Source organism: Alteromonas sp. BL110, from assembly GCF_003443615.1.
Classification (GTDB): Bacteria; Pseudomonadota; Gammaproteobacteria; order Enterobacterales; family Alteromonadaceae; genus Alteromonas.
In genome coordinates this window covers 1,401,883-1,427,508 of the sequence record NZ_CP031967.1, presented here as the reverse complement: position 1 = coordinate 1,427,508, position 25,626 = coordinate 1,401,883, and the positions used below count along the sequence as shown (strand labels likewise).

Below are 25,626 nucleotides of genomic sequence, written 5' to 3'. Positions count from 1 at the left end.
GGTTTTTGTGCGCTTTTGTCGTTGCTAACTATGATAAAAGACACAGTTAAAAAACGGTACAAAACGATAAAAGAACAACAAATTAGCGTCTAGTTAGTCGCCGATAAATACAGCTGCTGATAACTTTTAGCTGACGTTTCCCACGTAAAGCGGGTTCGCATACCTCGTTGTTGCATTGCTCTGAACTGGGCCGCATCTTCATAGAAAGCCAGTAGAGCCCGACGAATACAAGCTAACAAAGCACGGGGCGTAGGTTCATCAAACACAAATCCCGTACCTTCACTATCGTTGCTATAGTCGATGACTGTGTCTTTAAGCCCTCCTACTGAGCGCACAATAGGGATAGTGCCGTAAGCCAGGCTGTACATTTGATTTAATCCACATGGTTCAAACTGTGAAGGCATAAGGAAAAAGTCTGCGCCAGCTTCTACTAAGTGTGCATGCTCTGAACTAAACCCATTAATAAATGAAAATTTGTCAGGATGTTGTTGAGCAAATTCACCAAGGTCCATACATACTTTGGGGTCGCCAGTACCTACAATGACCATTTGAATGTTATGCTTAATAAGGTCGTCTAAAATGGGCAGTATATACCCGAAGCCTTTTTGTTCTGTAAGGCGGCAGACCATTCCAATAAGTGGGATGTTGCTATTCTCAGGCAGTGCTGACTTTTCTTGCAATACTCGCTTACAGGCCGTTTTTGGATGAAGGTTCTCTACGCTGTAGTGCTCTGGTAGAAATGTATCTGTTTCGGGATTCCACTGCGTATAATCACATCCGTTGAGAATGCCGCTTAAATCGGCTTGACGGTTAACAAGACGTTCGTGAAGCCCATGACTGCCTAAGTCGGTAAGCAACTCCCTTGCATAGTTAGGACTTACAGTCGTCACTTTCGAGGCAAACTCAATACCGCTTTGCAACATGTTGATGTATCCGCCATGTACCTGCGCCAAGATGTTCGGGTGATGCCGAAGAAACGGGATGGTTTCTAGTTTATGTACGCCTTGGAAAGCGGCATTATGAATAGTGAATACTGTTTTGGTGTTATCGAAATACCCAGATTTGTCGTGAGTAAGTAAAAACGGAAGCATGGCCGTGTGCCAGTCATGACAGTGAATAATATCCGACTTTTTATCAATCGCTTTAAGCGTCTGTAGAACAGCGCCGCTGAATAAACTAAAGCGCTCACCATTGTCTTCGTAAGCTTCAAAGGCGTTGGCGTATAGTCCCTCACGCATAAAGTAATCAGGCGCGTCTACAAAGTAAATTGGAATGTCGTGCCATTGCATGTAGCGAATATCGAAGTGGTACACTTGCCCTTCAGTGAACAGTGTTTGTTGCTCGGTTACCGTGGGCAGGTTTAATTGCTCTGCCAACACTTGGTAATAAGGCATTATTATCGTGATGCTTTCGCCCAAACTATGTAGTGCGAGAGGGAGCGCTTTGCCAACGTCAGCAAGTCCGCCAGTTTTGACCAACTCTTCAACTTCTGAAATAGCAAATACAATATTCACAGGTAATCTCCCAGAGCGTACATGTAGTGCACTCGTAATGCTTAAGTTTAGTGTACGAAAAGCGCTGAGTGCCATTGTGAAGTATTCACAATGGCATAAGCAACAGGTAGAAAAGCTAAGTTAGCATAAGCCAATGGCTTTTTTAATTACAATGCAGCCTGATAAACAGAAAATTGCGATGTTTGTGCTGTGGTATAAACCGTTTGGAAGTGCTCAGCAAGCAAACCAGGGTAGGGTAAAAATCGGTTTGCCACCATTTGCATAGTGCCACCACGGCTTAAGGTTGCCTTTGCGTCTGAGATAAATCGCTTCGTAATGGTGTAGTCGGTTTTAATGCCAGTGTGAAACGGTGGGTTGGTCACAATATGCTGTACTTTTTGAGTTAACCCATGTAAACCATCCGCAGCATATAAGGTTGCTGCCAACCCGTTTTCAGCTAGGGTCAAAGCACTACAATACACCGCAAGGGCGCTCACATCGGTAAGGTGCAGCTTTAAATGCGGGTATTTCAGCATAATGTAGCTACCAATCACGCCGGCGCCACACGCGAAATCTAATACATCACCGCTCAGTGACGCCGAAAGCTTTTCAAGCAGCAACTCTGTTCCCGCATCCAGCTCTTTGTAGCTGAATACCCCAGGCATTGAGGATACTTGCCATTCTGTACCTTCAACTTGATAGGTATTCATGTCAAGCCAAGCATCGGGCTCAAAGGCAAGGTGGGGTTCTTCAACCATGACGGTAATCAGGCTGCAGTGGCGCGCCGAATCAACCTTTTGTGTAGGGCCATATTGTTGCATTAATTTAGCAGCACTTTTAATACCGCCTTTGTTTTCACCAACCACATGAATGCGACCATGTTGGCCGACCATACTTGCGGCCATTCGCAATAACATTTGAAAATGGGTTTTTGCTTTGGGTAAGAAAATCATCACGTCACTGTGAGATTTTTCTAAAGCCAAGAAAGGCGCAAAAATATGCGTATGATTGCCAACCTTTTGCGTCACCTCAAAGCCTGTGTGTGTAATGTCTCTGCTATCAAACGATACTGAAGGTATGACGCGCACGCATTCCGAAAAAATATCGAAATACTGGTGAAGAACCGTGACTTCTTGCGATTTAAGGCCGTCTAGGAAATACGCGTCAGCAGGGTTAATAAATGCCCACTGGCCTTCATCGAAAAGCGCAATATTACGTTCTAACAGCTGACTTTGAGGAGATAAAATCATTACTTAGTTCGCTCGAAAATTAGATCCCACACTCCATGGCCTAATTTCTGACCGCGAGTTTCAAACTTAGTAATTGGACGGTAGTCCGGACGAGGCACATAATCGCCATCGGTTGCGGTATTAGTGTAGCCCTCAGCATGGGTCATAACGTCTAGCATGTGTTCAGCGTATTGTTCCCAGTCAGTTGCCATATGAAAGCAGCCGCCAATAGCTAACTTGGTGCGAACTAATTCAACAAACTCGGGCTGTACAATACGACGCTTGTGGTGACGCTTCTTGTGCCACGGATCTGGGAAAAATAATTGCAGGCGGCTCAATGAGCCATCAGGGATCATATTTTTCAGCACTTCAACCGCGTCATGCTCCATTACACGCAAGTTCTCAACGCCTTGCTCACTGGCGTCAGCTAAGCATGCACCTACGCCAGGGCGATGTACTTCAATGCCAATAAAATCTTTTTCAGGTGCGTTTGCCGCCATCTCAACTAGAGATTTACCCATGCCAAAGCCAATTTCCACAACCACTTCTGCGTCTCGGCCAAACACCTCTGGTAAATACAAGGGGGCGTCAACATAGTCTATGCCTTTGGTTGGCCAGTAATCTGCTAGTGCTTTTTCTTGTGCTTTTGTAAGTCTGCCTTCGCGCTTAACAAAGCTCTTTACTTTACTTACGTATACTCCAGCGGCTTCTGCTTCCGCCTGACTTTTGAATTGCCTCATTTGCAATGCCTTTCTAACCCAATTTTCTGGTGGCGCATTATCCACTTACCCACGGCTTATGCAACGCTATAGTGGTAAATATGATGTAATTTTATACGCTAATTTGTTTCGCAATAATAGACGCTACGGCGTCAGTTTGCTCAAGCACCAGCATATGTCCGGCATCACCAATGGTATGGAAAGTTGCTTTAGGCAATACGCTTTTAAGTCGTTGTATTGCATCTGCTGGCGCAATCGCGTCCTGCTGAGCGGTAATTAACGTTAATGGCGCATTGATCTTCGCCAGTGCTTTTACGGTACTCTCTCGTGGTGTTGTGGCGAGCGTGTGGTTAAGAAGCGTTGTTTTACCTAAATCCTGAGCCATTGATCTTACAACGCCAGCCACGTTTTCATCCTCTAAACGAGAAGGGTGAATAAACCGCGAGAGATAAGCATCATTGTCGGGTTTAAACTTTCCTTGCTTAAGCATAGTAGTCAGCTGCTTACGTTTGGCAATTTCTTCTTTCGACAAGCCTTCTGGGTTGTAACCTATCAGCGTAACAGAGGCTACATTGTTAGGGTTGCGCTGTGCGACTAGTGCCGCAATAAACCCACCCATGGAGTAACCTACTAGGTGCACTTTTTCGTTATCGAGAATACGGTCTTCACTTAATGCCAGCATTTCTTCTTGCGATGCTGCCCACTGGAGTGGCACATAGCGACGTTGCGGAATGTTTAGCTTACGCCAAAGCGGTAAAAATACGCGCTCGTCGCAAAGTGTACCGGGAAAAAACAAAACAGGGTGCTGCACAGACACGTGTGCTCCTTAACATTAAACTAGCTAGTTACATGCTACCATAGCGCGCTTGTTAATGAATGGTCGTTAGAAAGAAAGCATTAAGCTTTGTGGCGCTAACCTTTATTAGTAAAAGAATCAGCAGCAACTACCCATATAGATAATTATGACAGAACAACAATATTCAGGAAGCTTTGCAGAGCGAGTGCTTGCCTGGTTTGAAAAGCACGGGCGAAAGCATTTGCCTTGGCAGCAAGACGTAACGCCTTATAAAGTATGGGTGTCGGAAATTATGCTGCAGCAAACCCAGGTTACTACAGTAATTCCTTACTTCGAACGTTTTATGGCGTCATTTCCCACCGTACATGACTTAGCTAAGGCGTCTCAGGACGACGTGCTTCACCATTGGACGGGGCTTGGCTACTACGCAAGAGCAAGAAATTTGCACAAAGCGGCAAATACACTGGTGGATAAGTACGACGGTGAATTTCCTTACAGTCTTGAAGAAGTAATGGATTTGCCCGGCATAGGACGCTCAACGGCTGGTGCTATATTGTCGCTGTCTCGCAATATGCGCTTTGCTATTTTAGATGGCAATGTAAAGCGTGTATTGGCCCGTTACTACGCAATAGGCGGATGGCCGGGGCAGAAAAAAGTTGAAAATCAGCTTTGGGAGGTGGCCGAGAAAAACACACCTACCAACCCAGAAGGCGGACGTTGTGCCAGCTATACCCAAGTAATGATGGACTTGGGCGCAATGATCTGTACGCGAAGCAAGCCAAAGTGTGATGAATGCCCGCTTCAAGCCGACTGTATTGCCTACGCCCAAGGCGCGCAAACTGAGTATCCAGGTAAAAAACCGAAAAAAACGCTGCCCGAGAAATCTACCTATATGATGGTGGCACAGTTTAACAGCCAAGTGTATTTAGAACAGCGTCCCTCGACAGGACTGTGGGGCGGTTTGTATGGCTTTGTTGAGGTATCTTCAATAGAAGAGGGGCTTGAGCAGCTTAACAAGCGGGGGATCAGTGTCGAAGAAACCCGAGAGCTTGAAGGTTTCCGCCATACCTTTAGTCATTTTCATTTAGATATCACCCCGGTAATGGCCGTGGTAAACTCTGCTCCAACAAAGCGCGTAGCTGAAACGGCATATCGCTGGTTTTCGTTGAACGAGCCTATTGAAGTTGGTTTAGCGGCACCTACAACCAAGATAATTCAGCAGTTAGTGCGTTAGGCTTGTAAAGGTAGCCTTATATTAATTGCTAAGCAGATAGCGAACGAAAGGAAATAACATGGCAAGAACGGTATTTTGTCGCAAGCTTCAAAAAGAAGCAGACGGCTTAGATTTCCAACTTTATCCAGGTGAGCTGGGTAAGCGTATTTTCGACAACATTTCTAAAGAAGCATGGGCCGAATGGCAAAAGAAGCAAACCATGCTAATTAACGAACATAAGTTAAATATGATGGAGCCGAATGCCCGTTCATTTTTGGAAGAAAAAATGTCGGCCTACTTGTTTGACGACGTAGAACCTACGATTGAAGGCTACGTTCCGCCTGAAAAATAAGCAAAAAAGCGTTTTTTGAGCAAACAATGCGCAAACAGTAATAAAAGCGCAAAAAAAGCGAGAAAAACGGTTGACTTGTGAAGGCGAAAACCGTTTAATACGCACCCACAGCAGGACAGGCAGTAAACGCCTAGAACGCTAACAAGTTTCAGCCTCGATAGCTCAGTTGGTAGAGCAGCGGATTGAAAATCCGCGTGTCCCTGGTTCGATCCCGGGTCGAGGCACCATCATTCAAGCCCTTGCAGAAATGCGAGGGCTTTTTTGATTCCGGCGGTTGAAGAACCAGGCACACGCTAACGTGTCCCTGCGGCTGCGCCGCGCGTTACAATCCCGGGTCGAGGCACCATCATTCAAGCCCTTGCAGAAATGCGAGGGCTTTTTTGATTCCGGCGGTTGAAGAACCAGGCACACGCTAACGTGTCCCTGCGGCTGCGCCGCGCGTTACAATCCCGGGTCGAGGCACCATCATTCAAGCCCTTGCAGAAATGCGAGGGCTTTTTTGATTCCAAATCCTTTCCCCTAGTTTGAAATCGTTTTTGTAAATACTCGGATGGCAGCTTTAGCGCTTCGCATCGTATAATGCGAAGACTATATGCAAAGAGTTTGAGAGCAGGGTATGAATCGTCGTAAGAAAATTTTCACTAAACTTAAGAAAAAAGATAAGAAAGCTAAGGCTAAACTTCATAAAAGTAATAAGCCAGCTTACATCTCTAAAGCGGAACGGGCAAAGCTTGCAGAACAAGAGCACGATGAATTGTCTGTGACAGAAAAAAGTACTAAACCAGTCGACAGATAAAATAGCGGGCAAAATTGGCGATGAAGTTACCCAGCTTAAACAATGGGACCGATTTTTCTGCCCAGCTGGGGTGAGCAATTTCGAGTACAAATGCCACAGTGAAACACCGTTATCGATTTTGGAATGCTATCCGGGTAATACACCCTAACGAACTGTTTTGTCTCGCACTATTTTGAATTATAAAAAGATAAAGTAACGATATAGCCAGCTTGTAATGAAGCTGGCTATCTTTCAAGGGTTATTTAGTCATGCGTTACATCAAGCGCATAGAAGGTCGCTTGAACATAATCATCACCATCGCCCGTATTATTTTGATTGTAAACGCCTGCCTTGAAGTACATGTAGTCATCAGCAACATCATAACCACTATTACTCATATCCACCTCTTCAGTTAGCGTAGGTTTACCCTCGCGCAATATTTTAACGGTAAGGGTGTTGCCCGTTACGTCAATTTCGTAACTGAACACTTCATTCAGTGCGATACCGTCGCTAGGCTCACTTGCTGAGCTAGAGCGTGAACCAATCATTTCATACCATTGCTCGGCATTGCCATTGCCAGGCTCATGGGCAAAGTAAATCGAGCCTTTGTCATGTCCTGGTAGTTTTCTGTAGTAAAGGCGTACCGGTTCATCTGAATCTGCATGTATCTGCCCTATGATCACACGACCTACTTGCCCGCTATCGCCCGTTGTGGTTACGTGATTAACAGCAACAGTAGCTTTCATATTCCCATCAACACCGCCTGCCGCATTCTGTGCAGAAGAGGGCGCAGAACTAAATACCCAATTGTTTTTATTAACACCTTGCGTATCTATAGAAGTGTCACCTGCCCTTAGCATCTCCCGGAGCTCAGAACGAGTATAGCTAGTGTTAGTTGATGTTTTATAACCATCTATTTCACTTCTAAATGTCATTCCACCATCGTTAGCCGTATAAAAGAAACGACTATCTTCAAAACCTGCGTTAAGTTCGTCTTCTTTAATTGAATCTGCCTTTCCATTGCCATCATCGTCGGTTTGAATGCTGAGGTACCAACGAGACAAATCAAAATTGGTTGATGGTGGCGCGCTTGGATCTAATGAAGGGTTTGATGTCGGAGGCGTAACAGAGCCGCCTTCATAGACTTCAACTTCTGTAATATTCGTCCAAGTTGAATTTGCTGTGTTAGAAAACGTTTTGATGCGAATTTGTTGAGCTGCAATATCATCAATATCAAAAACTTCAATATCGGACGTATTTCCACTGCTCACGTCATCAAATACTTTTGTCCACGACCCGCTAGTTCCCGGGCGCGCATATATTTCAAACGTGTAAGCCTGCGTATCCCCTCGTCCCCACGCTATACCAACTTCAGATACCGTAGTGGTTTGGTTCAGCTGAACCGTTAAATTCACCGGCGAGCCGCTACCTGCCCAACGTGATGAGAAGTCGGTATTTCCGTCAATAACATTGGTCGCGGGATAACTGCCATGGCCGCTACCATCGTCAAAAGCGGTGTTAATTGTCACAGAGTTCCCAGCATTGCCCGTAGATGGCGAATCTGCGTCTGTTCGAGTTAGTTCCCATTGTTGGTTTACATTACTGTTGTTGGAAGACCAAAGATATAGCGGTTGTTGTCTCGTTGCGCCGTTTCCTCCATCAATCGAATAGCCAGAGGCGTTACGCTTCTCGAAGCGATAAATTTCTGTGCCGCTAAACACCTTTATTTTTTCCCAATGTTGATCGTAATTCGATGCATCACAAGGTTCTAAAGTTATAGCTTGGCCATTAGAGCCGCCGCTACCACCATCCCAACAAAGGTTTGTATCTTGTTTTTTATATGAGTAATAGCCATCGCCATGACTAATCTGCACCCACTGCTGGTTAACATTGTTGAAATTCGTGTTCCATAAATAGGGCTGTTGGCCAACAACAGCACCACCGTTTCCATCTATAGAAAACGCAGTGTTATTTTTTTCCATTACAAAGGTTGCTGCGTGCGCATTAGTAGCGGCAATAGCTAGCAATGCACAAGGTAGGGTAAAGGCAACTTTCATTATTAAATCCTTACTTAATTATTAAAAGGTATAACCAATTTAATGCCAATTTGTATAAAATTGGTTAACATAATGTAAGTGCATATTTGAAATAGATCAAAATAACAATGATATTTATTTTTATTATCAAGTATAAATAAATGAAAATATTACTTATTTTTATTTTATGATATTTTTCTATAAATATTTTGGTATTACCAATTTAACTTTATTTTAAACGGTTAATAGTAAGACTCGTGATCAAAGAGACACAGGCAATCGCTGAAACACCGTTCCAGCCGAATTGAGCATAAAGCTTCACGCCTGCAGATGAACCTACAGCACCGCCAATGTAATAGCCCAACATGTATACACTGTTCACACGACTTTGCGCTTGTGCATCTATGGAAAAAACTCTGACTTGGTTAGCAACTTGGGCGCTAAATACGCCAAAATCGATAAGTACAATGCTTGCAACTAGCCCCCAAAGGATGTTCTGAGTAAAAGCTGAAAGGGCGAACCCTGAGATGATAACAAGAATTGAAAAGGAAACGCTTTGTGCTGCCCCTACTTGGTTTACCCATTTGCCCGCTAATTTAGCACCTGCAACACCGGCCAAAGCGACTATGCCGAACATACCCGCTTGTTGAGCATTGAAATAGAAGGGGGCTTCGCTGACGTGTAGCGCTAATGTAGCCCACAATGCGTTAAAAGCTGCAAACCAAATCATGCCGGTATAGGTCGCTTTTCGTAGCGTTTTGTGCTCGTTAAAAAGCTGAAGCAAGCTTTTTAACAGCGCCGTATATGACATAGAAAGGGTAGGCTTTCGATTGGGTAAAATGCGGTACAGCATTAGGCCCACTATGCCAGCTAAAAGTGCAGACATTACAAAAACCGCGCGCCATCCAAAGTGAGTTGCTATCGCGCCGCTGACGGTTCGAGAGAGTAAAATGCCTACGGTAAGCCCCGTCATTACGGTAGCAATGGCTGGCCCTTTTTTATCGGCACTCATCATAGATGCCACTAGGGGGATGATTTGCTGAGTAATATTGGCACTTAAGCCAATTAATACACACGCTACACCTAGCATCACGATATGACTGGAAACTGATGCGATACACGCTCCAATAAACAGTAAAACTGAGAGCACCGCAATGATTTTGCGCCTTGCTAGGACATCGCCTAAAGGTGATATGAAAATAATCGCCATGGCATATCCTATTTGCGCAAGAGCGGGAATGGTGCCAAGTGCGCTTTCTTTAACACCTAGGCTTTTGCCTATTAAAGGCAGTATAGGTTGGGTGTAATAAAGGTTAGCTGCAGTTGCTGAAACGGCGCAAGCTAATAAAAAAAGCTGTTTTTTGGTAAGTTCTGAAAAAGAGGATGGCAAAACAATCTCCCATGTCTTATTGATGGAAAAATTGTACGCGCCCACAACTTATACTAGAAATGATATTAATGGAGAGGCTTAATCTCGTACTGACATAAGTGGCTATCAGATACGAAACGTTCCTTCATGCTCTTCGTACCAGGTTAACCAGGCGCTAGTCACGGCTGATGGCTGTTTGGACCAATGCATACAAAGCTTAACGTTCATGCCGGGATTCAAAGGGATGAAAGTACAGCCATAGGTTTGCAAGTTCTGAACACAGCTAGGAGCAAGCGCGACACAATTGCCACTTGCTACTTCTGTCAGTAAAGCTTGCATCGAATGGGGTTCACTTACTAGATCTACACTTAAGTTTCGTTCGTGAAATAATGCCATCAGGTTATCAAATTGGTCAGGCGCATGTGTTCTTGAAAACAAAACCAACGGATGCTCGGCCACAATCTCCGGCGAAACTTCATTTAGCGCTCGCAATTCATGCTCATCTGATACCACAGCTTGGATAGGGTCATAAGCAACAGACTTTTCCTGTAGCAATGACTTGTATGTATTTGATGCTGGGCGTGAGAATCCTATATCAATAGAGTTTTCACTAAGTGCTTGAAGTTGCTCAGCCACTGTCATTTCGCTAATTTTCACTTTTACGTTTGCATGCTGCTTGGAAAACTGGCGTAACATGTCTGGCAAAAAATGCGCTGTTGAAGAGCTAAGATAAGCAATTCTAAGTAAACCTTTGTGTCCGCTCTGCACTAATTTCGCCTCTTCTTTGGCATCGCTGCAGTGCTTAACAATAGCCAGAGCGTGGCTAAAAAAACTTTTGCCTGCTTCAGTTAGCTCAACCGTGCGGGTATTACGCAATAGCAAGGTCACGTCTAAATCTTCTTCTAAAGCATTAATATGGCGGCTTATAGCACTTTGCACTGTGTGAAGCCGAGTAGCCGCGGTTGAAAAACTCTTACTCTGCGCAACTTCAATAAATGATTTAAGGTGCTTAAAATTCATGCTTATGCCGTTTTGAGATTAATGAGATTGAATAATATCATTTAAGGGATGGCTAGCAAGCCGTTACCATTGCGCCTAGTTTCAATACAAAGGGAGCACTTTATGAATATCTCTAATAACCTTTCGCGCACCGGTGAATTTACATTGCTCTTATGCGCCACCCTTACAATTATGGTTGGAGCAGCTGTTGCACCGGGGCTGATTCCGATAGCCGAAGGGTTGTACTTCACCGAATATCCATCGTTACTCATCACATTACCCGCGCTTGGCGCTATTGTCTTCGCTCATTTCTTTGGACGCTGGATAGACAAACACGGCGCGCGAAAAACGCTGCTATTTAGCTTATGGAGCTACTGCGTAGTTGGCGTATCTGTCGTCCTGCTTAGCGGTGAAGCGGCGGTTGCTGCTAACCGCATTATATTGGGTGGGTTTGCCGCTGGTGTTATGGCGTCAGGAACTGCCCTTATATCCCAATGGTACGATGGTGAAGCGCGTTTAAAAATGATTGCAAAACAGGGAATGGCTATTGAGCTTGGTGGCGTTATTTTCCTGTTTATTGGTGGATTACTTGCGCAAGTTCATTGGAAAGCCGCGTTTTTACTATATGGAATTGCTGCTGTGTGTGCTTTTTTAATCATCTTTTCTGTACCCAGCAAATCTAAGTTATCCGTTTCAAAAGTTAGCGCTAGCCGCACTAAAGTGGAACACACTGCAACAAATCCAACTAGCATTAAATCAATTCTAAGTTTTGCTATATGTGCGATGATCCTATTTTTCAGTATGGTTGTCTCTCTACCTCAACACCTTGAAGCGCTTAGTTACTCAGAAGCGCAAATTGGCTATATTTTATCGTATATTTCGCTGGTTGCTGTCTTTGCGGCTTTGATATTGCCCCGTGTTGTTAAAGCAATAACTGAGAAAAGAACACTGTCACTTTCATTTCTTTGTTTTGGCGCAGCGCTGTTGATTTTCGGTATGTTTAGTGAGATCCAGACTATAATCCTAGCAGCGACATTTGCAGGTGGCGGCTTTGGTTTATCAATACCACTACTCAATCATGCTACGGTAGAAATAAGCCAAGAGGGGAACCGAGGGCGAAACCTGTCGTACTTTGCGATGGCCGTGTTTGCCGGTCAATTTTTCACGTCTATTATCGATTTTCTTCCTCTAAATCTGAACCTAGTATTTCTGATTTTCTCAGCGGTGGCAGTGTGCATATCGATAGGTACTTTCCTGACGACATTTGCTAGCACGTTAGACACAAATAGCGACTAAAACCTGCTCACATCATCAAAGACTTTCGTCCAAGAGCCGCAAGTTCCTGGGCGTGCGTATATTTCAAATGTGTATGCCTGCGTATCGCCTCGACCCCAAGCTATGCCAACTTCTGATATCGTAGTGGTTTCGTTAAGCTAAACTAGTTAAATTTACTGGCGAGCCGCTACCAGCCCACCGTGATGAAAAGTCGGTATTACCGTCAATAATATTGGTCGCAGGATAGCTACCATGGCCGCTACCACCTTCCCAGCAAAGGTTTGTATCTTTTTTTTATATGAGTAATAGCCATCTCCATGACTAATCTGCACCCGCTGCTGGTTAGCATTGTTGAGATTCGTGTTCCATAAATAGGGTTGCTGTCCAACAACCGCTCCACCGTTTCTATCTATAGAAAACGCAGTGTTATTTTTTTCCATTACAAAGGTTGCTGCGTAAGAGCATACGAAAGGGTACTTAACTTAGCGAGTGGTGTACTTGTTGATTTTTAATCTAAGTAATTTCATGCACTTAATTGTCGAGGTTTGATTTAATGCGTTTTGCTTTATGCATGGGCTACGACTAGGCTTTAGTTGCGGACTTTCACAATTTAAATTAAGAGGGAGTTTTAATTATAATGCCTAAGTATATTCATAATTCTCTATCATCGAATAAAAGCCATCGAACACGTTCGAAGTCGCCAAAATTAGTCAAATTAGGTACTTATGTATCACTCTTCGTGGTTTCATTTATTGTATTTTCTGGTTCCACATTAGCAAAAACGGTTTGTAGTACTGAAGTGGTAGAGGAAAAAGGCACCCCTAATCTTAGTTCTGGGCTGATTGATGCAATGTATGAAGCAATTAGCACTAACACTTTTGACCTTGACGAACCTTATACTTTGATAAGTAAGAAGCATTTCTGTACGGGTGTAGGAGATTCTAATAAAGGAGCCGATAGTTCTTTTGAAACTCTTAACAGTGTTCCAAATCCTGATCCAGCACCGAAAGAAGGTGATAAGCAAACAGTCAAGCAGACTAGAGCTGATGGAACCAGGGAGTGGACTTATACTTATGTGGATGGAGTTTTGGTATTGACTGGATACAAGTACATACCTTTGCCTGATACTGATAGTCTGGAGCCATAATTGATCGGCCTCTATTAAATAGATCCGCAAGATAGATGAATTTGGGCATGATAATGCCCCCTAGTGGGGCTTATCGATAAAATCGAAACTGAACAGATATTTTCCTCTATTAAACTGAATGAAGCGGAATTGAAAGGCCAATAAACGCCTCTAGTAATTGATAATGACGAATACACAAGCGCTACGACATCTGAACCAAAATTAAAAACTCTTGAAGCGAAGACACATGGAATTGTGCTTTTAGTGGCTTTTTAACGCCCGTTCGAAGTATCTGAACCGTTTTCATGCCTAAACTATTACCTGCACTAATTTCGGACTCCCTACTGTCTCCAATAACCCATACCTCATTCGTAGCTGAATTATATTTTTCAACCGTATAGTCCAAAGGCTTACCTCAAAAAAACAGACGCATTTCTTGACTTAAAGAGGGAGTTAAATCGTTACGCTTATCTGACTCAATGACAGTAAATAGAGGTAACAAAATGTCTTCACCTACACTATCGCTCGGTGTTAAGCACTTGTCGAAATCAAAAATTAATAATGGCATATATGGCTAAATTACTAGGAAGTGGTGTGCATCATAGGCGCACTTGAATGTTTCGATTTCAGAAAGAGCACCCTGCATAGTCGCATAGTGGAACGACGCCAAATACTCTGAAAACAAGCCTGATAAGAACTAGTTTACGCTTTTTAGACGCAGTTAAAGCCAAAGAGAGCTTTTTTTATAAAAAACTTATGCTTGTTCTTGCCTACTTTTCAAAATGGGTACTACGCTTACTTCATGTGTGCAAAGACAATTAAACATAACTTTGTTACCTACCTTGTCTAACAAGGTTATGTGGTCTTTGCGTTAGGCGGTTTTGCCTATTGGCGCTCGCAATGGCGAGCGCTGTACTTTGTAATTCGTTAATAAGTAACGTGCTTTAGTATGAAAGAGTGCTGCTGGTGTTAAGTCACAGTGTTTTTTCAAGGAGAGTTTTTTTGTCAATTAATAACTTACCTTCAACGCAGCAAGGGGCTTTAAAAAGTATATATGTACTTTGTGGAGTAGGCATAGCTGCTTCTTGGGCTTTATTCTTTTTTGTGTCTGGTGTTACAGCTTTAGTGGTACTGACAGGCATAGTCATAATAAGTGCTGTCGTTTCTGCAAAGGGGACGGGTGATGTCGAAGAGATTTACGCCAATAATGAAAACCTGGCGCAAGGCTTACAAGCAGATAGCACTGAAATTAAGAAGGCGAGCGACGAGCTTGCTCTATCTTTAAGCACGTGTGATACCAATTTATCGTCCATTAAATCTACGCAAGATGACGCCGTAGAAACCTTATCTAATGCCTTTAGCAGCCTAAAAGCGCTTGTTGCACAGCAAATTCAATGTATCGACGCGTTATTAAGCGTTGATAGTACGCAGACACAATCGTATTCAGAACGCATGCGTACGTTTGCACAAGAAACAGATGGAACTCTGACCCAGTTTATCGATTCAACCGAACAAATGTCCTCGTCAACCAAGCACCTTATGGAACAGGTGCAAACCATTCAACAGGCGATGCCTACAGTTATAGATGCACTTAGCGGCATTGATGATATTGCCGCGCAAACTAACTTGTTGGCCCTAAATGCCGCGATAGAAGCGGCAAGGGCGGGTGAGGCTGGTAGAGGTTTTGCGGTGGTGGCAGATGAAGTACGCGCATTATCAACTCGCTCTACACAGTTTAGTGACGTCATTAAAACCCAAGTTGAGAACATTCGTAGCTTGGTGGATAAGCTCACCGACACAGCAGAATTTGTAGCCTCGCAAGATATATCTCAGGTAGTTAACGCTAAATCACATATAAGTGATCAACTAGCCGAAATCATTAGAAAAGCAGAAGCTGACCTTGTTACTACTAAACAAATTGAAGATATAGGGTCACAGCTTGATGAGTCGATAAACGCCGCTATCCGGGGGATGCAGTTTGGGGATATAAACGGTCAACACATTCAGTATACCCAAGACATGATTACGTTCATTCTAGAACAGTTGGCTACGTTAGATGCTGGCAATATTGAGAGTTTCGTCGATGCATTAAGCGAGTACCAAAAAGGGCTTGCAAAAAAAGGTAAAAATGATCACAACCCGGTGTCTGCAACCTCTATGGACGCTGGAGAAGTGGAATTGTTCTAAGCTAAGAAAGGAACAGGAAGCACGGTCAGTAATGACATACTTTGGAGAAGTGAGCATATGAGCAAACATATTTTAGTTGTCGACGATTCAGTGTCGATTCGTCAAATGGTAGAGATGACACTAAAGGGCGCCGGATATACCGTTACCACAGCCCAAGACGGTCAAGAAGCCCTGGATAAATGTAAGAGTCAGCAGTTTAACTTTGTGCTCACTGATCAAAACATGCCTCGTATGGACGGTCTTACACTTATAAAAAATTTACGTGGGTTAGGTGCCTACAGCAGAACTCCCATTGTCATGCTTACTACAGAAGCGGGCAACGATATGAAAGCAAAAGGTAAAGCCGCAGGTGCGACAGGCTGGATGGTAAAACCTTTTGACCCAAACAAACTTCTTGATGTTACTAAGCGCGTCTTAGGTTAAGCCCATCTTCTAATACCTTAAGTCTGGAAGGATTCAGAATGAGCATCGATATTGAACAGTTCCATAGCGTATTTTTCGACGAGAGCGATGAGCACCTCGACGATATGGAACAGCTATTGATGAGCTTAGACGTCGAGTCTCCGGATCCCGAAGAACTCAATAGTATCTTTCGCGCTGCTCATTCCATTAAGGGCGGAAGCGGTATTTTCGGCTTTGATGCGTTGATGAATTTAACGCATGTGATGGAGAATTTACTCGACAAAGCCCGTAACAATGAACTTAGCGTCACAGCTGACATTGTCAATGTACTTTTAGAAACTCTCGATGTCTTAAAAGACACGCTAAATGCCTACCGCGATGAAACACCAGTTCCGCAAGAAAGTATTGTTGAGCGCATCAAAATACTAAACGACGTAATGAATGGGCAAAGTGCTAAACTTACGCCGGATGGAACAGGCGAAGAAGAAGGCGCAAGTAAACAAGCCGAAAGTGCTGAGGATGACAGCTTTGGCTTCTTTGATGATGAGCCCTCTGAGGCTAGTTCAGCTACTGACGATGGTTTTGGCTTTTTCGATGAAGAGCCTGTTCACAATCAATCTAGCGAAAGCAGCGAAGCAGACGATGATGACTTTGGGTTTTTTGATGACGTATCGGATGATAGCGACCTTCAACACAGTGAAACACCCCAATCGTCACCCCAAGCTGACGACGGCTTTGGGTTCTTCGATGATGAAGAAACCCAAAGTAATGGTCTGGAATATCAAGCGGAAAAATCAGAAGCCGCAAAAGCTGAAAGTGATAATAAAGAGGAAAGCCAAGGCTTTGGCTTTTTCGAAGACGTACCTTCGGCGAGTCAAATAAATACTGCACCAAACACAAGTAGCGCGCCGCAAGGGCAAAATGCAAATACATCTCAAAATCTTGCACCAGCATCTAACGATGTAAAAGCACCACAAACAGGGGCGGGCTCTACCCCCGCACCGGCTAATAAGAAAACTAAACCATCTGCGAAAAAAAGCACTGCTCGAGAGTCTGCTTCAATTCGGGTAGATACCACTAAAATTGACGCCATGGTTAACTTGGTAGGCGAGCTGGTTATCACCCAGTCAATGCTGTCCATGATAGGGCAAGACGTTGAAGGGCAAGTTGGCGAGCGGCTGCAGCTTGCTATTGACGAGCTACAGCGAAACACAAGGGAAATTCAAGAGTCGGTTATGTCTATGCGTATGCTCCCGCTAACCGCAACCTTTAATCGCTTCCCGCGTTTAGTAAGAGATCTCGCTGGGAAGCTAGGTAAACAGGTAGAGCTTGTGCTTCAAGGCGGCAGCACGGAAATCGATAAAAGCTTAATTGAAAAGATTGTCGACCCGCTTACTCACTTAGTGCGAAACAGTATCGACCACGGCATCGAAATGCCCAACAAACGCGCTGCTGCTGGCAAGCCAGAAAAAGGCACGGTTATTCTAAGTGCCGAACAAAAAGGCGGCAGCATTATTATTAGCATTATTGATGATGGCGGTGGTCTTCATCGTGACAAAATTCTCGATAAAGCGCGAAGTAACGGGCTTGATGTATCTGATGATATGTCAGACGCAGAAGTATGGCAGTTGATATTCCAGCCCGGTTTTTCAACTGCCGAAGCCATTACCGATGTGTCTGGAAGAGGTGTTGGTATGGATGTAGTGCGTCGCAATATCGAGTCAATCGGCGGACGTATTGATATTGAATCGAGTGCTGGGGAAGGCTCAGCTTTCTTCATTCACCTACCGCTTACGCTGGCCATTGTTGACGGCATGTGTGTGTCAGTGGGTAAGCAAATCTTTGTTATTCCTCTTTTAAATATTATTGAATCTTTCCAGCCTACAAAGCAGCAGCTGAAAACCTTGGGCAACGACACCGTACTGTACATCCGAGACCAATATTGGCCTTTAGTGCCCCTTTACGACTTTATGGAAGTAGAAGACGCCGCGCTTTCTCCCACAGAAGGAATTGTGGTGCTACTTGAAAGCAGTAAAAAACGCTTTGGTATTTTAGTTGATGCGTTAGTAGGCCAGCAGCAGGTGGTTATTAAAAGCTTAGAGGAGCATTACCGCAAAGTGGCTGGAATCGCGGGGGCAACCATTATGGGGGACGGTAAAGTGGCACTTATTATCGATGCAGACTCCATTGCTACAACCTACACCTCCAGCCAAATAGAGGAGTTACTTTCATGAGTGAAACTGCCTTGCATCAAGCGGTTACCGGCGGACAAGACAAAGAATACTTAAGTTTCGTACTTGGCGATGAGCATTACGCCTTGGACATAACCACAGTGAAGGAAATAAGAGGGTACGAACAAGTTACCAAAATTGCGAATGCGCCGGCGTTTATCAAAGGCGTAATTAATTTACGTGGTGACATAGTTCCTATCGTGGATTTGCGTATTAAGTTTAACGTAGGCGAGGCCACATATAACGACTTCACAATTGTGATAATGCTGAATATACAAGAGCGTATTGTTGGCATCGTGGTAGATGGTGTATCCGATGTAATCCGCTTGTCTGAAGAGCAAGTACTTCCGCCACCAGAGTTTGGCGTAGCTTTTGACAGTAGGTATCTGCATGGCTTAGCCGATGTAGATGAAAACATGGTCATTCTGGTGAACATCGAAAGCTTAATTACCAGCGAAGAACTGGGTTTAGTTGCACCTGATAGCGTTAACGATGACGCGTAGTAACAAGGTCCTCCACTAAACGGAAACACCTGAAAATGGGAAATATTAGTTATGGGCGTATTTAATTTTCTTAACGGCGAAGAGTTAAAAATAGCGAAACACGACGCGCTATTAAAGTCGAATATTTTAAAGGCTAGCGCCTCAAACTTGTTAGTTATCGACAAGTCCGGGGTTATTCACTACTGCACGCCGGCATTCCTGCACATGGCAAAAGCCTATCTCAAGGACTTCTCTGTCGGCAGTGGCGAGTCGACATTATCAGGAAGGCATATTGACGATATTACTGTTGGTGCAAGTTCAGCAGAAAATCCGTCCTATTTACTCACCCATGCTTCAGGTGACAAAAAGCAGCTTGTTTCACTCGCTGAACATAGCTTTTGCGTAAGTGCATCTGCAATAACAGTGGACGAAAACGGTACTCAGCTTTTCGTCACAGAGTGGCGGGACAATACAGAAAATAAACGCAATAAAGGCATGGTCGATGCCATTATGCGAAGCCAAGCTGTGATCTCGTTTACTACAGATGGGGAAATATTATCCGCTAACGACAACTTTTTATCCGCCATGGGGTATAGCGAGGGTGAAGTAGTCGGAAAGCACCATCGTATTTTTGTAGACAGTGACTACGCACAAAGCGATGAGTATAAAGCGTTTTGGGCAAAGCTTAAAAGCGGAGACGTACACAGTGGTGAGTTTTGCAGAGTCAATAAGCAAGGCGACGAGGTATGGATCCAAGCTACCTATAACCCTGTATTTGACGACAACGGCGAGGTGGATTACATCATTAAATTTGCCTCTGACATTACTGCGCAAAAACAGAAAAATGCAGATTTCGAAGGGCAAATTATTGCAATTAACAAGTCTCAAGCCGTAATCGAGTTCGACCTTGAGGGAAATATTTTAGACGCCAACGAAAACTTTCTTGCCGCAATGGGCTATAGCTTGTCAGAAATTAAAGGGCAGCATCACAGTATGTTTGTCGAGCCAAGGTATAAGCTCAGTTCAGATTACGCCGCTTTTTGGCAGAGTTTAAAAGCAGGAGAGCATACCGAGGGTGAATACAAACGCCTTGCAAAAGGCGGCAAAGAAATATGGATCCGCGCGTCTTACAACCCCATTTTTGACAGTACAGGCAAGCCATTTAAAGTGGTTAAATTTGCCACCGACGTAACGAAAGATAAGCTAAGAAACGCGTATTTCGAAGGGCAAATTAAAGCTATTAGTAAATCTCAGGCGGTCATCGAGTTTGATGTAGATGGCAACATCATTACCGCTAATGACAATTTCCTCAACACCATGGGTTACCGTCTAGATGAAATCAAAGGTAAGCATCATCAGTTATTTGTAGATGAGGAAAACAGACAAACAGACTCATATCAACGTTTTTGGTCTGAACTTAAAGAAGGCAAATTCTTCTCTGGCGAGTTTAAGCGCGTAAGTAAGTCGGGTAAAAGTGTTTGGATTCAAGCCTCGTACAACCCTATAGAAGACATGAACGGCAACCCGTTTAGGGTAGTAAAGTACGCAACTAATATTACTGAAGATAAATTGAAAAATGCTTACTTTGAAGGTCAGTTGAACGCCATAAGTAAGTCTCAGGCGGTCATTGAGTTTGACCTTGAAGGCGTAATCTTGAACGCGAACAGTAACTTTTTAGCCGCGATGGGCTACACCCTTGATGAAGTAAAAGGTAAGCACCACAGCATTTTTGTGGACCCTGCCTTTAAAAACAGCCCTGAATACGCAGCATTTTGGGATCAGTTGCGCCAAGGCGTTTATGCTAGCGGTGAATATAAGCGTTTCGATAAATCAGGAAAACCAGTTTATATTCAAGCCTCTTACAACCCTATTTTAGACCAAAACGGTAAGCCGTTTAGAGTAGTGAAATACGCGACAGATGTTACGGGTAGAACCTTAGCAGTAGAAAGTATCAAATCTATTATGGCTAGCCTAACAGAAGGCGATTTATTGAAAACAATAGATGAGCCCTTAGACGGCGACTTTAAAGTGCTTGGTGAATCCATTAATCATTTTATTGGCGAGCTGCGCGACACCATAGTCAAAATTCACACCGCTGTGGAAACCATCGACACTGCTTCAAATGAAATAGCCACGGGCAACGCCGACCTATCCAGTCGTACCGAGCAACAAGCGTCTAGCTTAGAAGAAACAGCGTCAGCCATGGAGGAGCTAACGGGGACAGTGAAGTTAAACGCAGAAAATGCCGATCAAGCAAAAGGGTTAGCAAGCCAAGCGTCGGATGTAGCCTCCGAGGGCGGCAAGGTTATTGAGCAAGTGGTGCATACTATGGGAGAGATTAATGACTCTGCTCAGCGTATTTCCGACATTATCGGTGTGATTGACGGCATTGCTTTTCAAACCAATATACTGGCGCTAAACGCAGCCGTTGAAGCTGCAAGAGCCGGGGAGCAAGGTCGCGGATTTGCGGTTGTTGCCTCTGAAGTAAGAACACTGGCCCAGCGTTCAGCAGAGGCAGCAAAAGACATTAAGGCGCTAATTTCCGCATCGGTGGATAAGATTGGCGATGGTAATGTATTGGTGAATAAGTCTGGTGAAACCATGGCTAATATCGTTACAGCCATAAAGCGTGTTAACGACATCATGTCTGAAATTGCTGCGGCATCATCTGAGCAGGCTACTGGCATTCAAGAAGTCAGTAATGCAGTAGTTCAAATGGACGAAATGACCCAGCAAAACGCCGCGCTAGTTGAGCAGGCAGCGGCCGCCGCTGACAGTATGCGGCAGCAGTCGGGCGAACTTGCGCAGCGGGTATCGGTTTTCAAAGTAGGAAATAATCGAAAACCAGAACAGGTTTCTGACGTACGCTCTTTAAATGGCAGTCACGCATTACCTAAAGAGCGCGAAGTGCCAAAACAGCGGATTAAAGCGCTGAATCCAGCCGCGCCTGATGCGTCGGATTGGGAGGCATTTTAGTGTATGTCGGCCATACAAAGCACAGACGCGCAAAGGGAGTTTTCATATAGTCGAAGAGACTTCGAACGCGTAAAAGGTCTGCTTTTTAAACAAGCTGGCATTAACCTAGCCGACTCTAAAGACGCGATGGTATACAGCCGCCTAGCAAGGCGGCTGCGCACGCTCGACATAAATAGCTTCAAAGAATATTTAGCTTATGTTGGAAGTTGTGAAGATGAAATGGAGCACTTCATTAATGCGCTTACCACCAATCTCACTGCGTTTTTCAGGGAGCCACATCACTTTGAGGCGTTGGCTAACCATCTTCGAAAGCGTCCGCAAATTAAACGTATTTGGTGCGCGGCGAGCAGTTCGGGTGAAGAGCCTTACAGTATCGCGATGACGGTGGCGTCTGTGTTCGGCACCTTTACGCCTAATATACAAATACTTGCCACCGATATTGATAGCAAAGTGTTGCAGAAGGCCCGCCAAGGCGTTTACGCCCAAAACAGTATTAGTCAGCTTTCTTACGATTATAAAACCCAATTCTTCTACAGAGGTAAAGGTTCACAAACCGGAAGAGTAAGGGTGGTAGATGAGCTACGAAAAATGGTGCAGTTCGAACCACTAAACTTGATGTCGCCAAACTGGTGCTTAGATGCGCCAATAGACGTAATTTTTTGTCGCAACGTCATGATTTATTTCGACCGACCTACGCAGCGCAAAATTTTAGCGCGCATGGTGAAGTTGATGCATAGCGACGGCATGTATGTGGCAGGGCACTCTGAAAATTTCACTATGTATCCTGAACTGGTTGCGCCCATGGGGAAGACTATTTACCGGCCCGTTGTTTAAAGGAATTAGCTGTATGAGTCAGGATGAAAACCCCATACGTTATTTTGATAATCGACTTCAAAAAGAGGCCGTGAAGCTCTTACCAGGGCAATACTATGCAACTGCTGCAGATAAAGCACTGGTCACTATCCTCGGTTCGTGCGTAGCGGCGTGTATTTTCGATCAAGAAAAGAAAATTGGCGGTATGAATCACTTCATGCTGCCCGATCTCAACTTCACCAGTAATCTCGATGGCTGCCTTGCCACAAAGTATGGCGTGCACGCTATGAATATGCTGATAGACCAGCTCGTGCATTTGGGCGCGCGACGTAACAAGCTGGTGGCTAAAGCATTTGGTGGCGGAAAGGTGCTACCAGGGTTTGTTCAGCAAGACATTGGGCGAGTAAATGCTGAGTTTGTCTCAGAGTATTTAGATAATGCGAATATTCCCCTTATTAGCAGCGACTTATTGTCTACTTATGCACGCAAAATTTATTATTTTCCGGTTGACGGGAAAGTTTATATGAAGCGAATTCGCGAGTTCAACAATGCTACGCTTTACGAGCGTGAATCTACGCATCGCGTTTTACTTTCTGAGCAAGCGAAAACGGGTGTTATTTCATTTTCGGAACAGTCACATGCCTATAAAAGTTCTCGTCGTTGACGACTCTGCCTTAATACGACAAATTTTGTCAGAAATCGTCGGGAAAGCGCCTGGGTTATCATTAGTTGGCGCAGCGCCCGACGCCTACGTAGCTAAACGAATGGTCCAAGAATTTAGACCTGATGTTATTACCCTAGACATTGAAATGCCGAAGGTAGACGGGCTACGTTTTCTAGAAGTAATGATGAAGGCGATGCCGACCCCGGTGGTGATGATTTCTACGCTTACTGAACGAGGTGCTGATGCAACATTGCGCGCACTGGAGTTGGGAGCTGTTGATTTTATGGCAAAGCCAAAGTTAGGTGTCGCGCAAGGTATGACTGAATATGCCGCTGTTATCATTGAAAAGATAAAAGCAGCTGCTCACTCCAAGTTAGGTCACCCCACCGAAACACGCTGCACTAAGCATGCCTCCATGCGCTATACCGGCACGGAGAAAATAATTGGTATAGGGGCGTCAACGGGAGGCACGGAAGCGATAAAAGATGTCATCATGCACTTTCCTCGCAATGCCCCCGCCACCGTGATCTCCCAGCATATGCCACCAGGCTTTACCACCACCTATGCAAAGCGACTTGATAATCTTTGTGAAATAAGCGTAAGAGAAGCGCAGGGGGGAGAGCGATTGTTGCCAGGCTTTGCCTATTTAGCGCCAGGAAACAAACATCTGAAAGTAGAACGAAGTGGTGCCGATTATCGCTTGAGCCTTGATGATGGGCCTAAGGTATCGGGGCACAAGCCCTCGGTTGACGTCATGTTTGATTCGCTCGCTGAGCATGCAGGCGCAAACGCGGTGGGTGTATTGCTTACTGGTATGGGGCGTGATGGGGCAAAAGGCTTGAAAAATATGCACACTAAAGGCTCTATCACCTTCTGCCAAGACGAAAAAACCTGTGTTGTATACGGCATGCCTAAAGCCGCAGTAGAAATGAAGGCTGCAAGCTTCATTAAGCCTTTAGAAGAAATTTCTGACGCTATACTCGACACTCTCGAAGCATTAGGCGCGGGTAGTCGCCTTTGAGTGGTTCTTACTCATCCTATTGCTTCAGTTTCTCCCACAATCCTTTCTTTTCCTTTCCCTATTTCTACCCCTATATCCACTTACAATTTTTTTACTCACAACTGCGCGTGTCGCAAATGTCACAAAAGTAATAAATTAATAAAAATATTCAAAAGTATAATTGTTGAAGCGAGAAATTTGACCATAATTTGATTGTGTTTTGTACAGTCGTTAACGCGGTGGTAACAATTGAGGTGTATTTGTGGTCGCCATAGCAGCAAATTATTTTGACAACTTCTTCTCTAGCAAGAGCAATGCTTTCATTGTGGCATTTTTAACGATGTTAGGGAGCTGGAGTTTATCCTTTACTTCAGTTTCGCATTTAGGCCTTGCTCTCAGTTCTGCTTGCGTTATGTTTCTGTTGTTCGTATTACTGAAAGTGACAAGTGTAAGTCAGGCATTAGAAACACACGGTGCGCACCCTTCTACAGTTCACGAACCTTCTTCAATTGAGATTTCGCTAGCGTCTGATTCAATGGTGGGTGCCGTATCCGACGCAAGTGAAATACTGTCTGTTACTTCATTAAATATTGGCGACATCTTTTCCACACAAACCGACGCGGTCGCTACTTTAAGTAACTCGTTTATCTCGCTTCAGACACTGCTTGGTCAGCAAGAAATAAGTATAAACAATTTGCTAAAAGACGATGATGACAGTGACTACGCTTACGCTGACAAGATGCGCGCATTCGCCTCAGACACCGATAAAACGCTAACGCAATTTATCGCGTCAACCACTCAAATGACCGATTCTACAAGAGCGTTAGAAACCCAAGTTCAAACAATTCAACAAGCAATGCCTACCGTGATTGAAGCGTTAAGCGGCATCGACGATATTTCTTCTCAAACCAATCTGTTGGCGCTCAACGCAGCTATCGAAGCCGCCCGCGCTGGTGAGGCGGGTCGCGGATTTGCCGTTGTTGCGGATGAGGTTCGCGCGCTATCTACCCGTTCTACGCAGTTCAGCGATGTGATTAAAACCCAGATAGAAAATATCAAATCGCTTATCGATAAATTGACTGAAACGGCTGAAGTGGTGGCTTCCCAAGATATCTCTCATATAGTCAATGCAAAAGGTGCCATTAGCGCGCAGCTTAGGGGCATTATCAAAAAAGCGGAAGCCGATATACAGGGGGCCAGCGAGCTTGAAGCCATTCGACAACAGCTTGCCGACGCTACTTCCGCAGCCATTCGCGGCCTTCAATTTGGCGATATAAATGGCCAAAACCTCACGTATACCCGCGAAATTATCGACTTCATTGTTGAGCAACTTTCAGAGCTCAACCCAGAAAGTGCAGCACGTGTGCGAGAAAACCTAGAAAACTATCAATACTCGCTTACGGAAAAAGGCCAGGCAGATCATAACCCTGTTTCTGCTACTTCTATGGATGCAGGTGATGTGGAACTTTTTTAGCGATAACAAAAAATC

The 25,626-nt window shown here is 44.4% G+C and carries 23 protein-coding genes and 1 tRNA gene; 15 read left to right on the top strand and 9 right to left on the bottom strand.

From position 1 onward, the window contains the following. Positions 1-89: 89 nt before the first annotated feature. The 4 genes from glgA to D1814_RS06210 all read right to left on the bottom strand — a co-directional run bounded on the left by glgA (position 90) and on the right by D1814_RS06210 (position 4,258). Positions 90-1,514 carry a glycogen synthase GlgA gene (gene glgA, locus D1814_RS06225; protein WP_118490571.1) on the bottom strand — a complete coding sequence of 475 codons (1,425 nt, stop codon included), beginning with the start codon at positions 1,512-1,514 and terminating at the stop codon, positions 90-92. A 146-nt stretch (positions 1,515-1,660) separates the two neighbouring features. Then, positions 1,661-2,743 carry a methyltransferase gene (locus D1814_RS06220; RefSeq protein ID WP_118490570.1) on the bottom strand — a complete coding sequence of 361 codons (1,083 nt, stop codon included), beginning with the start codon at positions 2,741-2,743 and terminating at the stop codon, positions 1,661-1,663. Continuing rightward, positions 2,743-3,462 carry a tRNA (guanosine(46)-N7)-methyltransferase TrmB gene (trmB, locus tag D1814_RS06215; protein ID WP_118490569.1) on the bottom strand — a complete coding sequence of 240 codons (720 nt, stop codon included), beginning with the start codon at positions 3,460-3,462 and terminating at the stop codon, positions 2,743-2,745. Before trmB ends, D1814_RS06220 begins: the two co-directional genes overlap by 1 nt. A 91-nt stretch (positions 3,463-3,553) precedes the next feature. Next, positions 3,554-4,258 (bottom strand): alpha/beta fold hydrolase, encoded by a 705-nt coding sequence (locus tag D1814_RS06210; protein WP_118490568.1) that lies wholly within the window; start codon positions 4,256-4,258, stop codon positions 3,554-3,556. Between the two features lie 145 nt (positions 4,259-4,403). Between D1814_RS06210 and mutY the strand changes: the two genes are divergently transcribed. From mutY to D1814_RS06190, 4 genes are all read left to right on the top strand, one after another. After that, entirely contained in the window at positions 4,404-5,471 is a 1,068-nt protein-coding gene (gene mutY, locus D1814_RS06205) for an A/G-specific adenine glycosylase (RefSeq protein WP_118490567.1), read from the top strand. Positions 5,472-5,529: 58 nt separating this feature from the next. Then, positions 5,530-5,802, top strand: coding sequence for an oxidative damage protection protein (locus D1814_RS06200; protein ID WP_025256893.1), 273 nt, complete (start codon positions 5,530-5,532; stop codon positions 5,800-5,802). A gap of 151 nt (positions 5,803-5,953) precedes the next feature. Next, a tRNA-Phe gene (locus D1814_RS06195) sits at positions 5,954-6,029 on the top strand. A 389-nt stretch (positions 6,030-6,418) separates the two neighbouring features. Next, complete coding sequence (locus D1814_RS06190; RefSeq protein WP_071968065.1) at positions 6,419-6,598, top strand: DUF2986 domain-containing protein; 180 nt, start codon at positions 6,419-6,421, stop codon at positions 6,596-6,598. 242 nt (positions 6,599-6,840) lie between these two features. Here D1814_RS06190 and D1814_RS06180 read toward each other — a convergent pair whose 3' ends face one another. The 3 genes from D1814_RS06180 to D1814_RS06170 form a co-directional block, all read right to left on the bottom strand. Next, positions 6,841-8,634, bottom strand: a complete 1,794-nt coding sequence (locus D1814_RS06180) for a polysaccharide lyase family 7 protein (RefSeq protein ID WP_118490566.1) — start codon at positions 8,632-8,634, stop codon at positions 6,841-6,843. Between the two features lie 208 nt (positions 8,635-8,842). After that, positions 8,843-10,003 carry an MFS transporter gene (locus D1814_RS06175; RefSeq protein ID WP_118490565.1) on the bottom strand — a complete coding sequence of 387 codons (1,161 nt, stop codon included), beginning with the start codon at positions 10,001-10,003 and terminating at the stop codon, positions 8,843-8,845. 105 nt (positions 10,004-10,108) lie between these two features. Then, a complete protein-coding gene (locus tag D1814_RS06170) occupies positions 10,109-11,002 on the bottom strand; it encodes a LysR family transcriptional regulator (protein WP_118490564.1) in 894 nt (297 codons plus the stop codon). 102 nt (positions 11,003-11,104) lie between these two features. Here D1814_RS06170 and D1814_RS06165 point away from each other — a divergent pair, with 102 nt between their 5' ends. Then, positions 11,105-12,277, top strand: a complete 1,173-nt coding sequence (locus D1814_RS06165; RefSeq protein ID WP_118490563.1) for an MFS transporter — start codon at positions 11,105-11,107, stop codon at positions 12,275-12,277. Positions 12,278-12,429: 152 nt separating this feature from the next. On the opposite strand, the gene D1814_RS06155 is transcribed toward D1814_RS06165, so the two are convergent. After that, positions 12,430-12,696, bottom strand: coding sequence for a hypothetical protein (locus D1814_RS06155; protein WP_118490562.1), 267 nt, complete (start codon positions 12,694-12,696; stop codon positions 12,430-12,432). 197 nt (positions 12,697-12,893) lie between these two features. On the opposite strand from D1814_RS06155, the gene D1814_RS06150 reads away from it, so the two are divergent. Further along, positions 12,894-13,403: a hypothetical protein gene (locus D1814_RS06150; RefSeq protein ID WP_118490561.1), complete on the top strand. Its 510-nt coding sequence runs from the start codon at positions 12,894-12,896 to the stop codon at positions 13,401-13,403. 181 nt (positions 13,404-13,584) lie between these two features. On the opposite strand, the gene D1814_RS19540 is transcribed toward D1814_RS06150, so the two are convergent. Next, entirely contained in the window at positions 13,585-13,788 is a 204-nt protein-coding gene (locus D1814_RS19540) for an HAD hydrolase-like protein (protein ID WP_232368988.1), read from the bottom strand. A 1,046-nt stretch (positions 13,789-14,834) separates the two neighbouring features. Between D1814_RS19540 and D1814_RS19795 the strand changes: the two genes are divergently transcribed. The 9 genes from D1814_RS19795 to D1814_RS19685 all read left to right on the top strand — a co-directional run bounded on the left by D1814_RS19795 (position 14,835) and on the right by D1814_RS19685 (position 25,611). Then, entirely contained in the window at positions 14,835-15,569 is a 735-nt protein-coding gene (locus D1814_RS19795; protein ID WP_442857722.1) for a methyl-accepting chemotaxis protein, read from the top strand. Positions 15,570-15,626: 57 nt separating this feature from the next. Continuing rightward, positions 15,627-15,992, top strand: a complete 366-nt coding sequence (locus D1814_RS06135; protein ID WP_118490559.1) for a response regulator — start codon at positions 15,627-15,629, stop codon at positions 15,990-15,992. 38 nt (positions 15,993-16,030) lie between these two features. Beyond that, on the top strand, positions 16,031-18,205 hold the full coding sequence (locus D1814_RS06130) for a chemotaxis protein CheW (RefSeq protein WP_118490558.1): 2,175 nt from the start codon (positions 16,031-16,033) through the stop codon (positions 18,203-18,205). Next, positions 18,202-18,705, top strand: coding sequence for a chemotaxis protein CheW (locus D1814_RS06125; protein WP_025256887.1), 504 nt, complete (start codon positions 18,202-18,204; stop codon positions 18,703-18,705). The genes D1814_RS06130 and D1814_RS06125 overlap by 4 nt, the downstream gene beginning before the upstream one ends. Before the next feature lie 51 nt (positions 18,706-18,756). Beyond that, positions 18,757-21,660 carry a methyl-accepting chemotaxis protein gene (locus D1814_RS06120; protein ID WP_118490557.1) on the top strand — a complete coding sequence of 968 codons (2,904 nt, stop codon included), beginning with the start codon at positions 18,757-18,759 and terminating at the stop codon, positions 21,658-21,660. A gap of 3 nt (positions 21,661-21,663) precedes the next feature. Beyond that, positions 21,664-22,494, top strand: coding sequence for a CheR family methyltransferase (locus D1814_RS06115; protein ID WP_118490556.1), 831 nt, complete (start codon positions 21,664-21,666; stop codon positions 22,492-22,494). Between the two features lie 13 nt (positions 22,495-22,507). Next, the gene (gene cheD, locus D1814_RS06110; RefSeq protein ID WP_118490555.1) at positions 22,508-23,137 is read left to right on the top strand and encodes a chemoreceptor glutamine deamidase CheD; all 630 of its coding nucleotides are present in this window, start codon (positions 22,508-22,510) and stop codon (positions 23,135-23,137) included. Next, positions 23,112-24,158 carry a protein-glutamate methylesterase/protein-glutamine glutaminase gene (locus D1814_RS06105; protein WP_118490554.1) on the top strand — a complete coding sequence of 349 codons (1,047 nt, stop codon included), beginning with the start codon at positions 23,112-23,114 and terminating at the stop codon, positions 24,156-24,158. The genes cheD and D1814_RS06105 overlap by 26 nt, the downstream gene beginning before the upstream one ends. Positions 24,159-24,399: 241 nt before the next feature. Continuing rightward, complete coding sequence (locus D1814_RS19685; RefSeq protein WP_118490553.1) at positions 24,400-25,611, top strand: methyl-accepting chemotaxis protein; 1,212 nt, start codon at positions 24,400-24,402, stop codon at positions 25,609-25,611. Positions 25,612-25,626: the final 15 nt, after the last annotated feature.

What these genes read in the sequence shown, in the direction of transcription:
- D1814_RS06220 (WP_118490570.1), bottom strand. Translation starts at nt 2,743, where the DNA reads ATGATTTTATCTCCTCAAAGTCAGCTGTTAGAACGTAATATTGCGCTT.
- trmB (WP_118490569.1), bottom strand. Translation starts at nt 3,462, where the DNA reads ATGAGGCAATTCAAAAGTCAGGCGGAAGCAGAAGCCGCTGGAGTATAC.
- mutY (WP_118490567.1), top strand. Translation starts at nt 4,404, where the DNA reads ATGACAGAACAACAATATTCAGGAAGCTTTGCAGAGCGAGTGCTTGCC.
- D1814_RS06200 (WP_025256893.1), top strand. Translation starts at nt 5,530, where the DNA reads ATGGCAAGAACGGTATTTTGTCGCAAGCTTCAAAAAGAAGCAGACGGC.
- D1814_RS06190 (WP_071968065.1), top strand. Translation starts at nt 6,419, where the DNA reads ATGAATCGTCGTAAGAAAATTTTCACTAAACTTAAGAAAAAAGATAAG.
- D1814_RS06180 (WP_118490566.1), bottom strand. Translation starts at nt 8,634, where the DNA reads ATGAAAGTTGCCTTTACCCTACCTTGTGCATTGCTAGCTATTGCCGCT.
- D1814_RS06170 (WP_118490564.1), bottom strand. Translation starts at nt 11,002, where the DNA reads ATGAATTTTAAGCACCTTAAATCATTTATTGAAGTTGCGCAGAGTAAG.
- D1814_RS06165 (WP_118490563.1), top strand. Translation starts at nt 11,105, where the DNA reads ATGAATATCTCTAATAACCTTTCGCGCACCGGTGAATTTACATTGCTC.
- D1814_RS06155 (WP_118490562.1), bottom strand. Translation starts at nt 12,696, where the DNA reads ATGGAAAAAAATAACACTGCGTTTTCTATAGATAGAAACGGTGGAGCG.
- D1814_RS06150 (WP_118490561.1), top strand. Translation starts at nt 12,894, where the DNA reads ATGCCTAAGTATATTCATAATTCTCTATCATCGAATAAAAGCCATCGA.
- D1814_RS19795 (WP_442857722.1), top strand. Translation starts at nt 14,835, where the DNA reads ATGCGTACGTTTGCACAAGAAACAGATGGAACTCTGACCCAGTTTATC.
- D1814_RS06135 (WP_118490559.1), top strand. Translation starts at nt 15,627, where the DNA reads ATGAGCAAACATATTTTAGTTGTCGACGATTCAGTGTCGATTCGTCAA.
- D1814_RS06130 (WP_118490558.1), top strand. Translation starts at nt 16,031, where the DNA reads ATGAGCATCGATATTGAACAGTTCCATAGCGTATTTTTCGACGAGAGC.
- D1814_RS06125 (WP_025256887.1), top strand. Translation starts at nt 18,202, where the DNA reads ATGAGTGAAACTGCCTTGCATCAAGCGGTTACCGGCGGACAAGACAAA.
- D1814_RS06120 (WP_118490557.1), top strand. Translation starts at nt 18,757, where the DNA reads ATGGGCGTATTTAATTTTCTTAACGGCGAAGAGTTAAAAATAGCGAAA.
- D1814_RS06115 (WP_118490556.1), top strand. Translation starts at nt 21,664, where the DNA reads ATGTCGGCCATACAAAGCACAGACGCGCAAAGGGAGTTTTCATATAGT.
- cheD (WP_118490555.1), top strand. Translation starts at nt 22,508, where the DNA reads ATGAGTCAGGATGAAAACCCCATACGTTATTTTGATAATCGACTTCAA.
- D1814_RS06105 (WP_118490554.1), top strand. Translation starts at nt 23,112, where the DNA reads ATGCCTATAAAAGTTCTCGTCGTTGACGACTCTGCCTTAATACGACAA.